Origin of the sequence: Nostoc sp. CCY 9925 (genome assembly GCF_963920935.1) — a bacterium.
Taxonomy (GTDB): Bacteria; Cyanobacteriota; Cyanobacteriia; order Cyanobacteriales; family Nostocaceae; genus Nostoc.
In genome coordinates this window covers 14,302-30,993 of sequence record NZ_CAWUDO010000034.1, presented here as the reverse complement: position 1 = coordinate 30,993, position 16,692 = coordinate 14,302, and the positions used below count along the sequence as shown (strand labels likewise).

The 16,692-nt window shown below is 41.0% G+C and carries 13 protein-coding genes; 8 read left to right on the top strand and 5 right to left on the bottom strand.

Annotated features, from left to right (window positions below; all coding sequences use genetic code 11):
- Positions 1-12: 12 nt before the first annotated feature.
- Complete coding sequence (locus ACM0OY_RS18430; protein WP_414570296.1) at positions 13-249, bottom strand: HNH endonuclease; 237 nt, start codon at positions 247-249, stop codon at positions 13-15.
- A gap of 618 nt (positions 250-867) precedes the next feature.
- Between ACM0OY_RS18430 and ACM0OY_RS18425 the strand changes: the two genes are divergently transcribed.
- Both ACM0OY_RS18425 and ACM0OY_RS18420 read left to right on the top strand, forming a co-directional pair.
- On the top strand, positions 868-1,125 hold the full coding sequence (locus ACM0OY_RS18425) for a type II toxin-antitoxin system ParD family antitoxin (protein WP_414570295.1): 258 nt from the start codon (positions 868-870) through the stop codon (positions 1,123-1,125).
- Complete coding sequence (locus ACM0OY_RS18420; RefSeq protein ID WP_414570294.1) at positions 1,122-1,418, top strand: type II toxin-antitoxin system RelE/ParE family toxin; 297 nt, start codon at positions 1,122-1,124, stop codon at positions 1,416-1,418. Before ACM0OY_RS18425 ends, ACM0OY_RS18420 begins: the two co-directional genes overlap by 4 nt.
- A gap of 87 nt (positions 1,419-1,505) precedes the next feature.
- On the opposite strand, the gene ACM0OY_RS18415 is transcribed toward ACM0OY_RS18420, so the two are convergent.
- On the bottom strand, positions 1,506-4,208 hold the full coding sequence (locus ACM0OY_RS18415) for an MGH1-like glycoside hydrolase domain-containing protein (protein WP_414570293.1): 2,703 nt from the start codon (positions 4,206-4,208) through the stop codon (positions 1,506-1,508).
- A 450-nt stretch (positions 4,209-4,658) separates the two neighbouring features.
- A complete protein-coding gene (locus ACM0OY_RS18410) occupies positions 4,659-5,366 on the bottom strand; it encodes a YdcF family protein (RefSeq protein WP_414570292.1) in 708 nt (235 codons plus the stop codon).
- Positions 5,367-5,677: 311 nt separating this feature from the next.
- Here ACM0OY_RS18410 and ctpB point away from each other — a divergent pair, with 311 nt between their 5' ends.
- The 4 genes from ctpB (at position 5,678) to ACM0OY_RS18390 (ending at position 11,374) form a co-directional block, all read left to right on the top strand.
- The gene (gene ctpB / locus ACM0OY_RS18405) at positions 5,678-7,021 is read left to right on the top strand and encodes a carboxyl-terminal processing protease CtpB (protein WP_414570291.1); all 1,344 of its coding nucleotides are present in this window, start codon (positions 5,678-5,680) and stop codon (positions 7,019-7,021) included.
- Positions 7,022-7,159: 138 nt separating this feature from the next.
- Positions 7,160-8,128: a glycosyltransferase gene (locus tag ACM0OY_RS18400; RefSeq protein ID WP_414570289.1), complete on the top strand. Its 969-nt coding sequence runs from the start codon at positions 7,160-7,162 to the stop codon at positions 8,126-8,128.
- Positions 8,129-8,466: 338 nt separating this feature from the next.
- Positions 8,467-10,452 (top strand): putative bifunctional diguanylate cyclase/phosphodiesterase, encoded by a 1,986-nt coding sequence (locus ACM0OY_RS18395; protein ID WP_414570288.1) that lies wholly within the window; start codon positions 8,467-8,469, stop codon positions 10,450-10,452.
- Positions 10,453-10,678: 226 nt separating this feature from the next.
- Positions 10,679-11,374 (top strand): response regulator, encoded by a 696-nt coding sequence (locus ACM0OY_RS18390; RefSeq protein WP_414570287.1) that lies wholly within the window; start codon positions 10,679-10,681, stop codon positions 11,372-11,374.
- A 701-nt stretch (positions 11,375-12,075) separates the two neighbouring features.
- Here the strand turns inward: ACM0OY_RS18390 and ACM0OY_RS18385 are convergent.
- Entirely contained in the window at positions 12,076-12,360 is a 285-nt protein-coding gene (locus tag ACM0OY_RS18385; protein WP_414570286.1) for an Npun_R1517 family heterocyst differentiation transcriptional regulator, read from the bottom strand.
- Positions 12,361-13,352: 992 nt separating this feature from the next.
- On the opposite strand from ACM0OY_RS18385, the gene ACM0OY_RS18380 reads away from it, so the two are divergent.
- Positions 13,353-13,712 carry an NAD(P)H-quinone oxidoreductase subunit M gene (locus tag ACM0OY_RS18380; protein ID WP_414570284.1) on the top strand — a complete coding sequence of 120 codons (360 nt, stop codon included), beginning with the start codon at positions 13,353-13,355 and terminating at the stop codon, positions 13,710-13,712.
- A gap of 474 nt (positions 13,713-14,186) precedes the next feature.
- Here ACM0OY_RS18380 and ACM0OY_RS18375 read toward each other — a convergent pair whose 3' ends face one another.
- Positions 14,187-14,318, bottom strand: a complete 132-nt coding sequence (locus ACM0OY_RS18375; RefSeq protein ID WP_414570283.1) for a hypothetical protein — start codon at positions 14,316-14,318, stop codon at positions 14,187-14,189.
- A gap of 100 nt (positions 14,319-14,418) precedes the next feature.
- On the opposite strand from ACM0OY_RS18375, the gene ACM0OY_RS18370 reads away from it, so the two are divergent.
- Positions 14,419-16,665, top strand: coding sequence for a protein phosphatase 2C domain-containing protein (locus tag ACM0OY_RS18370; protein ID WP_414570282.1), 2,247 nt, complete (start codon positions 14,419-14,421; stop codon positions 16,663-16,665).
- Positions 16,666-16,692: the final 27 nt, after the last annotated feature.

Below are 16,692 nucleotides of genomic sequence, written 5' to 3'. Positions count from 1 at the left end.
TTCAGGTACTACTTAGAAACAGTTACCTTTTATAGAGAGAGGCGGATATATACTATTTCCACGAGTGTTATTACACTTAAAACAAGAAATACGCAAGTTTTCAAAAGAATTAGAACCGCCGCTACTTTTGGGTAAAAGGTGTTCAATTGTCAGTCTTTTCTCTGACATACTCTGGCGACACCACCAACAATTAGAGCCATATAAATCAATAAGTTGCTGTCTCTTATTACGTTTTTGTTTGGAATTCATTTTGTTGATTTTCCATTTTATTTGTTGTTTGCAACAGCATTGGAATATCACACATTTAGTGTTAACAAATTTCTTTTGAGGAAAATTATCAAAAATCAATCTTCCTCTATGAAAAAATTTGCTATCTAAGCTTTTGTTTCGTTGAAGTCTCAGCCGTAGAATTCCTGGCTTACTACCAAGTTTCGCGTCATCCAGTCCCCTGAATATTTATCCAAACATCTCATCTTCCCCTTGAAAGTCTAGTCAATTGATTGACCTGACATTGGGCTGAATATTCAGCTGAAGGGATGACACGAAGCTTGGCAGAAAACCAGGAATTCTCCTGCTGAGACAACATCAAAAACGTGCGCTTTAGAGTGCTGCTGCTTTAAATACACAATTGCATAACTAATTTGGTATGTCAATAATGTTGATTTATGAAGATTTGTAAAAGCGATCGCTTGATATAATTTTACTGAACTTAAGTTCGAGATAAAACAAGGGACAGGTAGTAAGCTGAAAATAATATCAAATCCAGCAACCTGCGGCAAGCAAGATAGTTAGAAGCAAAAATGGCTTTTGATGTGGCAATGTTGTTAGAACAAAACTAAAAGTATTAATTATACACAGTGATAAAATATGTACATCCAAATTAAACCAGAATTAGAGCAATTTATTCAGGCGCAGCTTGCAAGTGGTAGATTCGCTAGTGCAGATGATGTCATCAATGAAGCCTTTAAACTACTACAAGAAAGAGAGCAGCGAATTGAAAAATTACGACAAAAAATTGCCGTAGGAACTGAACAAATCGCTAAGGGACAAGTAACTGACGGCGAAGTTGTATTTGCCAGATTCCAAGAAAAAATTCGTCTCATTGCTGAGGAGTCTTCTGAATGAGTAATTATTCACTTTCAGATGCAGCAATTCAAGACTTAGATGAAATTTGTGAATATATTGCCCGCAGTAACCCAAAAGCTGCAAGCAAGCTTTTTGACGACATTCGGCAGAAGTGTAAATTAGTAGCTAATTTTCCTAATATGGGAAAAAGTTATGGAAGGTTTGTACCAAACCTGCGCGGTTTTGTTGTGGATGATTACATTATATTTTACTATCCAAGAGAAGACGGAATTAGTATTACTCGTGTTGCGAGTGGTTATCGAGATTTAGAATCTTTGTTCGCCGATGAATAATAAAACTATAACTATTGAAACCCGACTTCTCAAAAAAGTCAGGTATCTGTGGCTTTTAATTCTGACAATATATAGGTTAATGTGTTTTTATGCTAAAGGGATCGCTTTTTTATCTTCATCAATTTTTTGTTCATGATGTTGTGTTTCAGCTTCACCAAAATCCTGGATTAATTTAGCAACTAAACCTGTCCATCCTGTTTGGTGACTAGCTCCAATTCCGGCTCCATTGTCACCATGAAAATATTCATAGAACAAAATTAAATCCTGCCAATACGGATCGTTTTGAAACTTTTGGGTTGCACCATAAACAGGTCGTTTTCCAGATGAATCTTTTAAGAAGATTCTAGTTAATCTTTGAGATAGTTCTGCTGCAATTTCCCCGAGTGTCATCATTTGACCAGAACCTGTAGGACATTCGAGTTTAAAATCATTTCCTAAGTAAGAATGAAATTTTTGTAGAGATTCAATTAGTAAAAAATTCACCGGAAACCAAATAGGGCCGCGCCAGTTAGAATTACCACCAAATAAACCACTACTAGATTCAGCAGGTTCATAATCTACACGAAATTGACAACCGTTGACATCAAAAGTATAAGGATGTTCAGCGTGAAATCTTGAAAGTGCGCGAATACCGTAGGGACTAAAAAACTCGCTTTCATCGAGCATTTTTTGGAGAATACTTCTGAGTTTATCTCTAGAAACGATCGCCAGCAATCTCCTAGCACCAATTCCTTTGGTTTCCATACAAGCTACATTCTGTCGTAAGTCAGGACGGTTGCGGATAAACCATTCCAAACGCTTTTTGAAACCAGGAAGCATTTTTAAGGTTTCTGGTTCAATTGTTTCAATAGCAAATAGAGGAATTAATCCTACTATTGACCTGACTTTTAAGGTAATCTGCTGTTCATTTAAATGCAGTACATCGTAGTAAAAACCATCTGATTCGTTCCATAAACTGGCTTCCATTTCGCCAATTTTATTCATGGCATCAGCGATGTATAAAAAATGCTCAAAAAACTTGGTGGCGATGTCTTCATAAACAGGATTAGCCTTAGCTAATTCTAACGCGATCGCTAACATATTCAAACAATACATTCCCATCCAACTTGTACCATCAGATTGGTCAATATGTCCACCTGTAGGCAGTTCTGCACTGCGGTCAAATACACCAATATTATCTAATCCTAAAAATCCGCCTTGAAAAACATTGTTGCCCTTAGCATCTTTCCGATTCACCCACCAGGTAAAATTGAGCATCAGCTTTTGAAATACCCGTTCTAAAAACTGTCGGTCTGTTCGCCCATAAATTTTTTGTTCAATCTGATAAATCCGCAAAGTTGCCCAAGCATGAACTGGGGGATTAACATCACTAAATTTCCATTCATAAGCAGGAATTTGGCCATTAGGATGCATATACCATTCCCTTGTTAAAACATCCAATTGATACTTAGCAAAATCTGGGTCAATCATTGCCAAAGGAATAGTATGAAATGCCAAATCCCAGGCAGCAAACCAAGGATATTCCCACTTATCAGGCATAGAAAGAATGTCTTCATTATATAGATGAAACCACTCTTGATTTCTGCCATTTTGGCGTTCTGGTGGTGGTGGTGGCACGTTGCGATCGCCTTTTAGCCAATCCTCTACAATGTAATGATAAAATTGCTTGTTCCACAGCATCCCAGCAAATGCTTGTCGCTGCACATTCCGCATATCTTCACTTAGAGAATGCGGTGCAATTCGCTGATAAAATTCGTCTGCTTCCTGTTGTCGTTGCCCAAATATGGTATCAAAATCTTTGCCCAATGGCTCAACTAAATTTGGTGTATCGCTGAGTCGCAATTTTACAATTTTAGTTTCGCCTGCACCAATTGTTAATATATAATTAGCAGATGCTTTAGTACCAATTCTTTCTGGATTTACAGCTTCTTTTAATCCTTGGACAATATAATCATTAATACCATCTTTTACATAGGCAGATGCATTAGCATAACCAAATATTTTTTGGTAATTTGTCTCATTTTCTGTAAATAAAATCTCGGTTGCTTCTTGGCAATACAGCCACCTAATTCCTAGAGTTGGATGAGATGCCTCAATCGTATTGTAGCTATTATTTAATTTGACTTCTTTTAAAATAGGTTTACTATCATCCCCATTCCAAGACCAAGTATTACGAAACCAAAGAGTAGGTAAAAGGTGTAGTGTCTTTGCTTCTGCTCCTCTATTCACTACTTTAATTTGGATGAGAATATCTTCCGCAGAATGTTTGGCATATTCTACAAAGACATCAAAGTAACGGTTATCATCAAATACACCTGTATCTAGTAGTTCAAATTCTAATTCTCGGCGACTGCGGTGTTGATTTTCAGCAACTAATTGCGAGTATGGAAATGCTGTTTGTGGATATTTATACAGCATTTTCATATAGGAATGGGTGGGAGTGTTGTCTAAATAAAAATAATATTCCTTGACATCTTCACCGTGATTCCCTTCACTACCAGTTAGACCAAAAATTCTTTCTTTGAGAATAGCATCTTCACCATTCCAAAGTGCGATCGCAAAACAAAGTCGTTGATGATTATCTGAAATACCAGCAATCCCATCTTCCCCCCAACGGTAAGCGCGAGAACGGGCTTGGTCATGAGTAAAATAGTCCCAAGCTGTACCATTGTGACTGTAATCTTCGCGTACCGTTCCCCATTGACGATCGCTCAAATATGGCCCCCATCTTTGCCAATGAACTATGCGATCCAAGGCTTGTGCTAATCTGATTTCTTCCTGAGTTGTCATAATACCATCCTGTGCATATCTGCACTTTAATTAATTTACTATGTGGAGTATCACCTTTTTAGCGGAAACGGGGCTGAAGTTTTGATTAACAGTTGCTAAGAAAATTTCTAAATAAAATTATATTAATTTTTATAAGTTTATGCGTAGATTTAAAAATAAACTGAACAGGATATTAATGCTTACACATAAACGTTAACAACTTTTAAGTCTAAAAATATTTGATTTAGAAATTGCAAAATTTTTTCACGCAAATTTATAGCCGTATTTGGCGCGTTAGTCAAAAATTCAAAATTTTCAAATAACGTTTCTATTTTCAAACTTCAACAACAGCCAAACCAGGGACTTACGCAGTGATACGAAAAATCAAGGATTTGCATTAAGAGGTGTATGGGTGTAAGCGTGTAAAAGAGTAGGGGTGTAAAGGGAAAATTAACAACTAAATAATAATACTTACAAATCTAGGCTCCCCACTCCCCCTTGATGTTCGCACTTAAAACCTCGATTTTGCCAAGCTTGTATATCCACCTCAGCAAGCTTGGTAACATTAGAGCACTGTGGTTGAATAATTTGACTTAAAATCGCCCAAAATAAGCTGCGGGTTAAATCTAGTCCAGTTTTGAGCCAAGATTCACGATTACCAGGAACACCCAACTCTTGAACGATTTCTGGCTCTACCCAAATCCCATGAGCGCCCAAGAGAATCTGCGCCATCCATTTAGCCCTTGGTAAATGGGTGGGCGAAGTAATCAGCTTTACCTTATGTACACCCCATTTACGCAGTAAGGGAATACTATAATAAAAATTTTCAAAGGTAGAATTTGCACACTTTTCTAACCAAACGTTTTCTAAGCTGGCAAATTCCCGTTGAAAAATTAACCATATACAAGGATCTGGGGAGCCATGAGAAATTAAAATTGGGATTTGCGGGTATTGTTTTGCTTGTTGGACAATATAAGTTTCTCGACGAATACTACCACCAAGCACAAAAAAGGTGTCTACTGGCTGCGAAGACGCATAAACTAAGGTTATAGTAGTAAAAATCAACCAAGCACCGAAAACAAAGGACAATCCAACAGTTAGTTTTTGTAACAATTGCCACAGATTAATTAAAGTTTTTTTAATGGAAATTAACGTTTTGATCATAGATTTGTGTTTCATGACTGATATCAAAAAAAGCCGATTTGACGACTGTCCAACACACTGCAATTGAGCGATCAAAGTGCTATCTTATAAAAGTAATCTAAAGTACAAACATGACGGCGGCCAAAGTGTCACATCGTCAGTATAGCCTTCCGGAGAAGGCAAACAAACTCAGAAATCGTTATTGATAACTAATGCAGTATTTTTGGCATAATTACAATGCTAAAGAATCCAGAAAGCATAGCTGAGTTTGGGGTATAAAAACTTAAAAATTTTTAGAAAGCCTGATTGCTAAACTGTCAACAACACAATTATTCCAGCTAATATACATGAACCAATCTGCGAAAAGTTACTCGCCGCTCCAAGTAGCCTTGATTGGTGGAGCGATCGCTACGACTGCTACCATGTCTGTGTTCGGTTCTGCTTGGACTCGGGGTGTACGTGCAGCCCTAAGCCTACAGGACAGCCCGAAAGCGATAGTTGACCAAGTTTGGCAACTGGTGAATCATGAATATGTTGATGGCAAATTTAATCAACAAGATTGGCAAGCAACTAGGCAAAGCTTGTTGACTAAAGATTATTCCTCTCGTGAAGAAGCTTATGCTGCCATCCGCGAAGCTTTACAAACCTTGGGAGATCCTTACACTCGGTTCATGGACCCCAAACAGTTTGAAGCCCTGACTAGCCAAACCTCTGGGGAAGTCTCCGGTATCGGCATTCGTATGGAACTCAACGAAAAAACTCAGCGCCTGACTGTTGTCGAAGCCATAGATAATTCTCCGGCGTTGAAAGCTGGAATCAAAGCAGGCGACGAAATTTTGGCCATTGACGGCAAAGCCACTCTCAAAATGAAAGTGGATGATGCTTCCAAACTAATTCGCGGCAAAGCCGGCACTCCCATCAGCCTCAGGCTCAAACGCACAGGGCAAAATCCCTTTGAACTGAAGCTAACTAGAGCAAATATAGAAGTGCCAACGGTACGTTATACCCTCAAACAAGAAGGAAATCGCCGCGTTGGCTATATCCGTTTGCGAGAATTTAGCGCCCACGCCGCAGAGCAAATGCAACGAGCCATCCGCGATTTGAACAATAAGAAAGTTGATTCTTATGTGTTAGATTTGCGGGGAAATCCTGGCGGTTTGTTACAATCCAGCATTGAAATTGCCCGCATGTGGTTAGATAATGGCGGCATTGTCAAGACAGTAGACCGTGTGGGAAGCAGTGAGGAAACTAAAGCCAATCGTACTGCCTTAACAAATCGTCCCTTGGCAGTATTGGTAGATGGTAACTCAGCCAGTGCTAGCGAAATCCTCACAGGCGCACTCAAGGATAATAAGCGAGCGGTAGTCGTTGGCGGTCAAACCTTTGGTAAAGCCTTAGTGCAATCAGTTCATGAACTGGCGGATGGTTCTGGCTTGGCAGTGACCATTGCTCACTACTACACACCTTTGGGAACAGATATCAACCATAAAGGAATTACGCCAGATATCAAGGTAGACTTGACAGAGCCACAAGAGCGTCAGTTGGCTTCTAATCCAGATTTAATCGGAACTAAGAGCGATCCCCAATATGCCCGAGCGATCGCAATTTTATCAGGTAACAACTTCGCCCAACCACCAAGCAATCAACTTAATCAACCCATGAGCGTCCGCGCTGGTGATTTGAAATTTTAGGTGAGTGATTTGTTTCCCAAGTGTTTATATATTCCCCATTCAGATTTTTGGAGTTATAAAAACTGCTTGATATTGCCGTTGTCTTGATTTTAGATTGGGAATACTAGTTAGTAGTTCCATTTCTAAAATCTCAAATTTATGAATTATCAGCCAGTTGATGCAACCACCGCCACCAGCTTTTTGCCAATGGTATCGGTGGTTATTCCCATTTATAACGGTGAGGCGGATTTACCAGATTTGCTCAATTGTCTATTATCTCAAACTTACCCAAAAGACCGTGTAGAGTACTTATTAGTAGACAATAACAGTAGCGATCGCACTTTTACCTCCCTCAAAACAGCTGCCGAAAATTGCCCAATTACAATTCGCCCGCTGAGTGAAAATCAAATTCAAAGCTCCTACGCTGCTCGTAACACTGGCATTCGTGCAGCTCGAGGCGAAATTATAGTTTTTACTGATGCAGATTGCCGTCCTCAACCCCAATGGCTAAACGCATTAATTCAGCCTTTTGTCAACTTAGAAGTAGTAATTGTTGCTGGGGAAATTTTGGCACTACCAGGCAAAAGTTTGTTAGAACAACACGCAGACCGTGAAGAAACCCTGTCACAAAAACACACCCTTGGCCATTCCTTTGGTCCCTATGGACAAACAGCTAATTTGGCAATTCGCCGCATCGCCTTAGAAAAAGCAGGTTTATTTCGTCCTTACCTGACCACTGGTGGGGATGCAGACATTTGCTGGCGGATTTTGGCCCAAAATATCGGGCGTTTGGAATTTGCCCCAAGTGCTATCGTCCAGCATCGCCACCGCACGACGCTTTTGGAACTGCAAAGTCAATGGCGGCGTTATGGACGTTCCAATCGCTATTTACACGAACTGCATGGTATTGATTTAATGCGAGATATTACACTTGGTGAATGCGGCTATCGTTTGGCGCGTTGGTTTTTGAAAGAAGTACCAAGAGATATTAGTAAGGCGATCGCGGGTAAAGCCACTTTGGTAGATTTATTGAATACTCCCATTGGTTTATTTACAGCGAGGGCGCGTGCCGCTGGACAAACAGAAGCCAAACTGCCAGAAAATGCCAAGATCATTGCTTGGCTTTAACAAAATTCTATTTATACGGTATCCATAATCTTGTATGCTACTAAGCAGCAAATAGTATTTTCAGTAAGAAAGTAGTAACTGAAAACCCTATCTGGCAAAAGTCTTTGATTTTCTAAATATATTTTAAGAGGTATTTTAAAAAATAGATAAAGCAAATATAATGTTGTTAAGCTAATATTAAATTACCAACAAAGTAAATTCTGTTCTATTTATTTAGAATCTGTCTGCTATTACAACTAACCACTGCTTGCCTACTCAACATAGTCTCAAGTTTAAGGAAAGCATACAATTGCTTATCCTTTACTAGCTACCCTTCATAGTTTTCCGAATCGAGCCGCATGAACGTAGATGGCTTTAGCCAACACATAAAAAAATTGCGCTCACAAGTACAGAAGTTAGTACAACGCAGTGTAACTCAACCCAACTTAGAACAGGAAATAATAACAGAAACTTTTGAGGAACTCCACACTACAGTGGAAGAACTATTGATAGTCTCCCAAGAGCTAGAACTAAGACAAGCGGCGCTAGACAAAGAGCGTCAACGTTACCAAGATTTGTTTGAGTTCGCTCCAGATGCTTACTTAGTAACTAATACCACAGGGACAATCCAAGAAGCTAACCATGCAGCAGCAAGCTTGCTTCATGTCCGCCAAAAGTATCTAGTAGGTAAACCATTAATTCTCTTTATTGCTCAACAAGACCGCCAGGTGTTTAGCTCTCAGATGAACAATTTGCAGCAGCTACTCAACTGGGAAACTAACCTACAGCCACGGGGGGAAAAACCTTTCCCTGCTAGTGTTAAGTTATCTGCGGTGTACGATGAAAAAGGGGAGCAAATTGGCTGGCGTTGGCTGTTGTGCAATATCACTGAACGCAAAGAAGTTCAAAAAATGTTGCACCGAGCTTACGATGATTTAGAAATCCGGGTAGCAGAACGGACAGCAGAACTGATAAAAGCAAATCAGAAATTGCTGACTGAAATTACAGAGCGTAAACGAGCGGAGTCCCAACTGCTACACCTTGCCTTCCATGATGCATTGACGGGTTTGCCAAATCGTGCTGCATTTATTAACCGTTTAAGACATGCGATTAATTATTCCAAAAGGCATTCAGATTATCTATTTGCTGTACTGTTTATCGACCTAGATCGATTTAAAGTGATTAATGACAGTCTTGGACACCACAAAGGAGACCAATTTCTGCTTGCCATTGCAAGTAGGTTAGAACTATGTGTACGCTCCATAGATACAGCAGCACGGCTTGGGGGAGATGAATTTACAATCTTGCTAGAGGGAATTCAAGATGTGTCAGACGCCATCAAAGTCGCTGACCGGATTGAACAGGAACTAAAGTTACCCTTTGAGCTTGACGGACAAGAAATCTTCACAACAGCAAGTATTGGCATTGCCTTGAGTTCAACAATAAATTATGAACGACCAGAAGACGTGTTGAGAGATGCTGATACAGCCATGTACCGAGCTAAAATGCTGGGTAGAGCACGTTATGAACTATTCAACTCAAATATGTATGCGAATGCTCTGGCGAAATTGCAGTTAGAAACCGATTTGCGTCGAGCAATTGAGCGCCTTGAGTTGCGAGTTTATTATCAACCGATTGTTTCCCTGACTAGTGGCTCTATTTTAGGTTTTGAAGCTTTGTTGCGCTGGGAGCATTCAGAACGTGGTCTGCTGAGTCCAGCAGATTTTATTCCCCTAGCAGAGGAAACTGGACTAATTTTCTCGATTGGTAAGTGGGTGTTACATGAGGCCTGTGCTCAAATGCAAGCTTGGCGAGCGTCCCATTCTTCTAACTTGCTCAAGAAAATCAGTGTCAATCTCTCCCTCAAGCAATTTTCCCAGCCGGATTTGATTGAACAGATTGGGCAAATCTTAGAATCCACTGGTCTGAATGCTGACAGTTTAGTGCTGGATATTACTGAAAGTGTAATTGTCGAAAATGGCGATCGCGTAATTGCTACACTCTCACAACTTCGAGAGATAGGCATTCAGTTATCAATTGATGACTTTGGTACAGGCTACTCTTCATTAGGTCGTCTTTATAACTTTCCCATTAGTCTGTTGAAGATAGACCGTTCTTTTATCAGTTCAATCAGCAGTAATAGTAAAAATTTAGAAATTATTGAGATACTTGTGACATTGGCGCACAAGTTGGGTGTGGATGTGCTTGCCGAAGGAATAGAGACTAAAGAGCAACTAGCACTTGTGAGAAAACTGAACTGTGAATATGGCCAAGGACATTTTTTCTCAGTTCCATTAAATAGTTCAGCGGCAGAGGCATTAATTAAGGCAAACCCTCAATGGTAAGGGCTATTTAAATAATTCGTAATTGGGGATAATAGTTGAACTTCCTTCTTTACGAGAGGCTGCACCAACGTAACCCTACGCTAAACCGCAGGGTGGGAGTGAGGAGAGAATCCCTAACTCCCAACTCTTGTAGAGACGCGATTAATTGCGTCTCTACTCCAAACTCCCGATCAATGCTTGTCAACTTTCGCTAAATTGGAAAAAGGTAAACTTAAGGAAATTGTCAATGTCAGCACAATTGTTACTGGTGGATGATGAACCAGGGATACGGGAAGCCGTGAAAGATTATTTGCAAGAGAGCGGTTTCAGCGTTCAAATCGCCAGTAATGCTGTCGAGGGTTGGGAATTGATGCAGGTGAATACACCTGATTTAGTGATTTCTGATGTCATGATGCCCCAAGTAGATGGCTATCAGTTCCTCAAGCAACTGCGAGAAGACCCCCGTTTCCAAGCACTTCCCGTAGTATTTTTAACTGCTAAAGGGATGACAGGCGATCGCATCCAAGGTTATCAAGCTGGTGTCGATGCTTATCTTCCCAAACCCTTCGACCCAGATGAGTTAGTCGCCATAGTCGAAAATTTGCTAGTCCGCCGCACCGCTAAACCTTCAACTACGGCAGATGACCTTGAAACCCCTGATATTGCTGAACTAGCCAATCAGATAGCCCAAATCAAGGCTCTGTTAACTCAAAGAAATGCTATTTCACAATCGCCAGCCCCTTTCAAAATTGATTTGACCCCCAGAGAACAAAGTGTTTTGAACTTAGTCGCTGAGGGGTTGATGAACAAAGAAATCGCCCGTCGTTTGGAAACCAGCGTCCGCAACGTAGAAAAATATGTTAGCCGTTTGTTTAGTAAAACTGGTACTAATAGCCGTACAGAGTTAGTTCGTTTTGCTCTAGAACACGGTCTTGCTAAATAAGCATTGAGAATGAGGCATAAGGAGGGGTGGGAAGTGTGGGAGGTGTGGGAGGTGTGGGAGGTGTAGGAGGTGTGGGAGGTGTGGGAAGATGGGGAAGAAATCTTTCCCCCCTCTCTCCCCTCTCTCCCCTCTCTCCCCACACTCCCCACACTCCCCCATCCCCCATCTCTCCCCACACTCCCCCATCTGCCCACACTCCCCATCCCCCCTACTCCTCGCGTCACAGCGCAATTGGTAATAGGCAATTGGTTACGAAACCATAACCATTTACCAGTAATAGATAAAACATAAGTATTTCAGCAAATCAAGCACTTAGTTAAAGCAAAAAGCTAAAAGAAAAGTTATTTATTTTTACTTTAGTCTTTTAGATTTTCATTTGGTTTGCGCCTGTTGTCTAGCGCCCAATCTGTAAAGACACAGGGTTTTGTTTTCTCCAATGTTTTGATGTTAACTCGGTAAAATGCACCCGGCTGAATTTGCTTTGAGATTCTACCAGTAACCTTTGCTACAAAGTTTTTTAATTAAGGAAACTGTTCCTGGGACTTTGTGCTGCTAAATAAGACTTTCACAAAGCAGAAATCAAAATATTTTATGAATTCTACTGACTGCTTAGTTTTTATTGCAACGGGTGTATCGTGGGTATGAGATGCCTATTTGATTTGATACTTAATTCACGATTTTTCAATACTTAAATTACACCTTTAAACTTGCGGATTTTCAGCAGCATTACGCAAGCGCATTAGCTGGCGTCGCATTTGAGGTGAGGCTTTGAACTCTGATATTTCTTGGGCTTTAACGGACGCTTGTAGCGTCTCCAGAAAATCGTCAGATCCCTCGGTCAAAGCATCGAGTAGCACCTGTAAGAGTTGCTCGCGATCGCCCAATAGACTCTTTTCCTCAATCAACCGAAATTTGAGATGTATTTCGCACTCATAAACACCTACTTCGAGATTATTGATTTGGCGTGGTAATGCTTTGGAGTTCATAGCTATTGAGATTCCTTTACTTGGTAGTCATGAGGGTAAGGAGGTAGATGTCCAGCAAAAGTTATTTATATCTTTTTTGAATCCAAAGTGCTTGAATTAAGAATTTTTCTTCATCAAACACCAATGTATTCCATTTCACTCTCCTGTGTTTTGTTTTCAAGCTCAATTTTCACTGTCTAGATTTTGGTCTGACTCTCACAGATGTAGCTTATGGTAAGCCATAACTATTATTCAGTTTTTCAGATTCTACACAATAAAGTTTCTGTAAGAAGTTGTCCGAGCTTTTTAAAGCTTTTTACATCAACTTTATGTGAACGTCAATAACAGTTTGACTTGTTACTTGATTTTTGGTGTTTTTACGTAAGTAAAACCGCTGAAAATTTTACCTTTTATTAATGCCAGAGGTATGTGTAGCGCTATTCCGTAAAATTACTAGATGTACGTTTTTTTCAAGAGCAATTTGAGGAGAAATTGATTGACATAGTTATTAAGGTAAAAATTTTTGTTTGAGAACAAAAATGTACACAGATCAAATTATTCCAGCCCAAGACCTTATGCTACCGTCTTCTAGACTTAATAAATACAAAAACTTGAGCAATAGGCAAGATTAGCATAGCACTGAGACTGGTTTGTGTTCTCCTAAATCAAAATACTCTACCCAGTAATTCTGGTCTGAAAATTATAAGAGTACTGTCAGTACTGCCAACTAACTGAGACTTCAACTACTAACACAAGTAAAAGCAGTAATCAGTACAGACAATATTTTTACTTACAGCTAACGCAACACATCTTTTCATGTTGGCTGTTGACTGTTGACGATTGACAGTTAACCTTCAGCACTCAACGAACCTTATGAGTAACTGTGCAATCTAAAAGCGTAATACCTAACCCTTTTGAAACTGCCCTCAAAGCTTGTAAATTAAGAGCATTTAAGCTTGAATATAGGGTTTACAATAATTTCAGTGTAATTCACCCAAATCTTACACCCTTTTATGGATAACCCGACGCTGCTCAAGTCCACAACCCGGCATATCCGCATTTTTGCGGCTGAAATTGACCAAGATGGCGAACTCCTTCCAAGCGATCAAGTCTTAACATTAGATATTGACCCAGACAACGAATTCAACTGGAATGAAGATGCGCTGCAAAAGGTTTATCGAAAATTCGATGAACTAGTCGAAGCTTCTAGTGGCGCAGACCTTACAGACTATAACTTACGCCGCGTAGGGTCAGACTTAGAGCATTATGTGCGATCGCTCCTGCAAAAAGGCGAAATCAGCTACAATCTCTCTGCCCGTGTTACCAACTACAGTATGGGAATCCCACAAGTTGCAATTGACGATCAACAGTAAAATAGAGAGTTATTACCAGACGGGCTAAACTATCTGGGGAGTGGGGAGTGGGGAGATGAGGAGCAAAGGGACAAAGGGGAAGTTGGAGTAAGTCTTTTCCCCCTGCTGGCACACCCTTTGCCGCCCATCCTCTTCCCTCGAAAAACCTGGAAACAACATTTTTTAAGCAACTTCATTCGTTAGGTAGTTTTGCCACCAACTATGATTACTTCTGAGACTTGTATTTGATTGTGTGAAAAAACTCGCCCTCAACTCGAAAAAGCTGATTCCCTACTCCCTACTCCCTAGCTACGCAAATTCAGCTCAAAATTCCAAGCCGATCGCTATATCTTAATTCTTAATTAAAGTTGATTATTGCTATCTTACTTATAAACTAGATAAATACCAATATTATATTCCTATTGAACAGGGAGTAATTTAGCAAAAGCAAATAGCACAGTTATGCTTGAGTTATCTTTGGTGAGGCGGTTGGAGTTAGTTGCTTGAGCGATTGAGAGTCACACAGCGATAGAAGCTATGATGAGGCTGTAGGGTTAACTTGGGAGCGTATTCTTTAGATAAGTTAAATATTAGCATCTGCTGATAACCGCCAGCTAAAATCATCATCTAAAGCCTGGATATGTCAAGTTTAAGAAAGACGAGCGGTCTAGATTGTCCCTAGTAATGCTATTAAAGAAATTGCCAATCTGCGATCGGTGGGAAAACTATGGAAAATGATGCGGCAACGCTCCAGTGTCCACATGAAAATTGTCAGGCTGCAAACCCCCTGACTCATAAGTTTTGCCAGCGATGTTCCACGCCCTTACCCAAAAATTACCTCTGGGCTGTAGTGGATGGTCTGAGTTTGGGTAACCCTGGAAAAGTATTAGCCGATCGCTATTTAATCGTTGATAAATTTGTTCTATTAGATACGAAGCCTGGTTTATTAACCCTAACGCCAGAGTTAGAGAATTTAGATATTCCCAGAGCTTATTTAAGACTCATTCCCTACCGCTTACACGTACCGCAGGTACATGGAGTACTTCCCCTAACTAAGGACTCGCCCCAGCGAGAAATATTACTTTTAGAAAAACCACCAATATTGGTGGACGACACAACCCAACAAGTGCATCTCGGTAGCGAGTTAACCGCTGCTTGGCGCGATGCTACATCCATGCGCCAACTCAATTGGTTGTGGCAGATAGCTCATTTGTGGCAACCTCTGGCTAGTGAAGGTGTTGTTTCTAGCTTGCTTGACTCCCATGTTTTACGGGTAGAAGGCTCGTTAGTCCGTTTGTTGGAATTGCGCTTCGACGACACCACATCACCAAAATTGCCTCAATTAGGCGAATTTTGGCAGCAGTTGATCGCCAACGCCAAACCAGCCATAGCAGAATTTGTCGATCGCATTAGCCTTTCCCTGATTCAGGGTGAGATTCACTCATCCGAACAATTAATTGTAGTTTTAGATCGCGGACTGGCAGAATTAGGGCGATCGCAAACACCCACAATCAAAATTATCACTAAAACCGATACCGGGCCGAGTCGTCAGCGTAACGAAGATGCCTGTAGCCCACCTAGTGGCACTCTGGTGAGCAAACCACCCCAGCCCACAGCCTTAGCAATTGTCTGTGATGGCATTGGCGGACACGAAGGCGGCAATGTCGCATCAAATTTAGCCATTGAAACAATCCAACAACAGGTACATCAACTCACCAAAGTTCCCTATGACCACATAGACCCCTCACTACTACTGAATGACTTAGAAAAAGCCGTGGCCATGGCTAATGACAAAATTAGTCAGCGCAATGATGGTGAAAATCGTCAAGGGCGTCAGCGCATGGGCACAACTTTAGTTATGGCATTGCCTGTCGCTCACGAAATGTACATTACCCACGTCGGTGATAGTCGTGCCTATTGGATTACGCGCCAAGGCTGTTATCAAGTTACCCTTGATGATGATGTCGCTTCCCGCGAAGTCCGCCTCGGCTATGCCATTTACCGCGAAGCTGTACAACAAAGTGCTGCTGGTTCTCTTGTCCAGGCTTTGGGAATGGGCCCTAGCACTTCATTGCATCCCACATCTGCACGGTTTATGCTCGATGAAGATGCAGTTTTTCTGCTGACATCCGATGGTTTGAGTGATTTCGATCGCGTAGAGGAGTACTGGGAAACAGAAATCTTGCCGATTTTGCTCGGGGAAGCAAACATCGCCAATGTCGCAGATAGATTAGTAGAAATCGCTAACAGCAAGAATGGACACGATAATGTCACCGTCGCTTTAGTACACTATCAAGTCCAATACTGGGAACCAGAAATCACGATCAAAGCAGTCATTCCAGAGAGTTACTCGGCAAAAACCGTCGATTTGGCATCCAGAGGAGCAAATACGTCAGTTTTAAGCAGCTCAAACCACAAAACTCAGGTCATTGAGGAAAATCAGCCTGCCAAAACTCGCCAATTACCCCTACAGTGGATAGTTCCCTTAATATTGGTCGTAGTTGCAGGTTCTCTGGGATTGCTCGTTAAGCAACTGCAATCACAATCCGGCCAGCCTCAAGCTGTGCCTAATCCCACACCAACTCAAAGCCCTACTATTGCAGCCACAGAGCCACCCCGAACCCTTGCTAACCTTTCTGCTGGCTGGGTAATTCAAACCACCAAGGAAATTTCCTTGGCAAACAACCAATCGCTTCCTGCTAAAAGTTTTTTACAAGTTATCAACACCGAACCAAATCCCAAACCTGCATCTGGAGATTTTTCAGTTCGGATGCGAGTCTGTAGCAATAAAGGTACGCCAACTCCAGCATCCTCCCAAGTACCATCCCCGCCAAAACCGGAGAAAACAGTAGCAATTCAATTTCAACAATTGAACCGTCTTGGAGTCTCTGTTTTGCCATCAAGCGCACCAAATCCATGTAAAACCCTCACCCAACCACCAGTTAATCAAACACCTGACACCAGCCCAACTTAGTCAAATAGTCGATAAACTAGAAAAAAC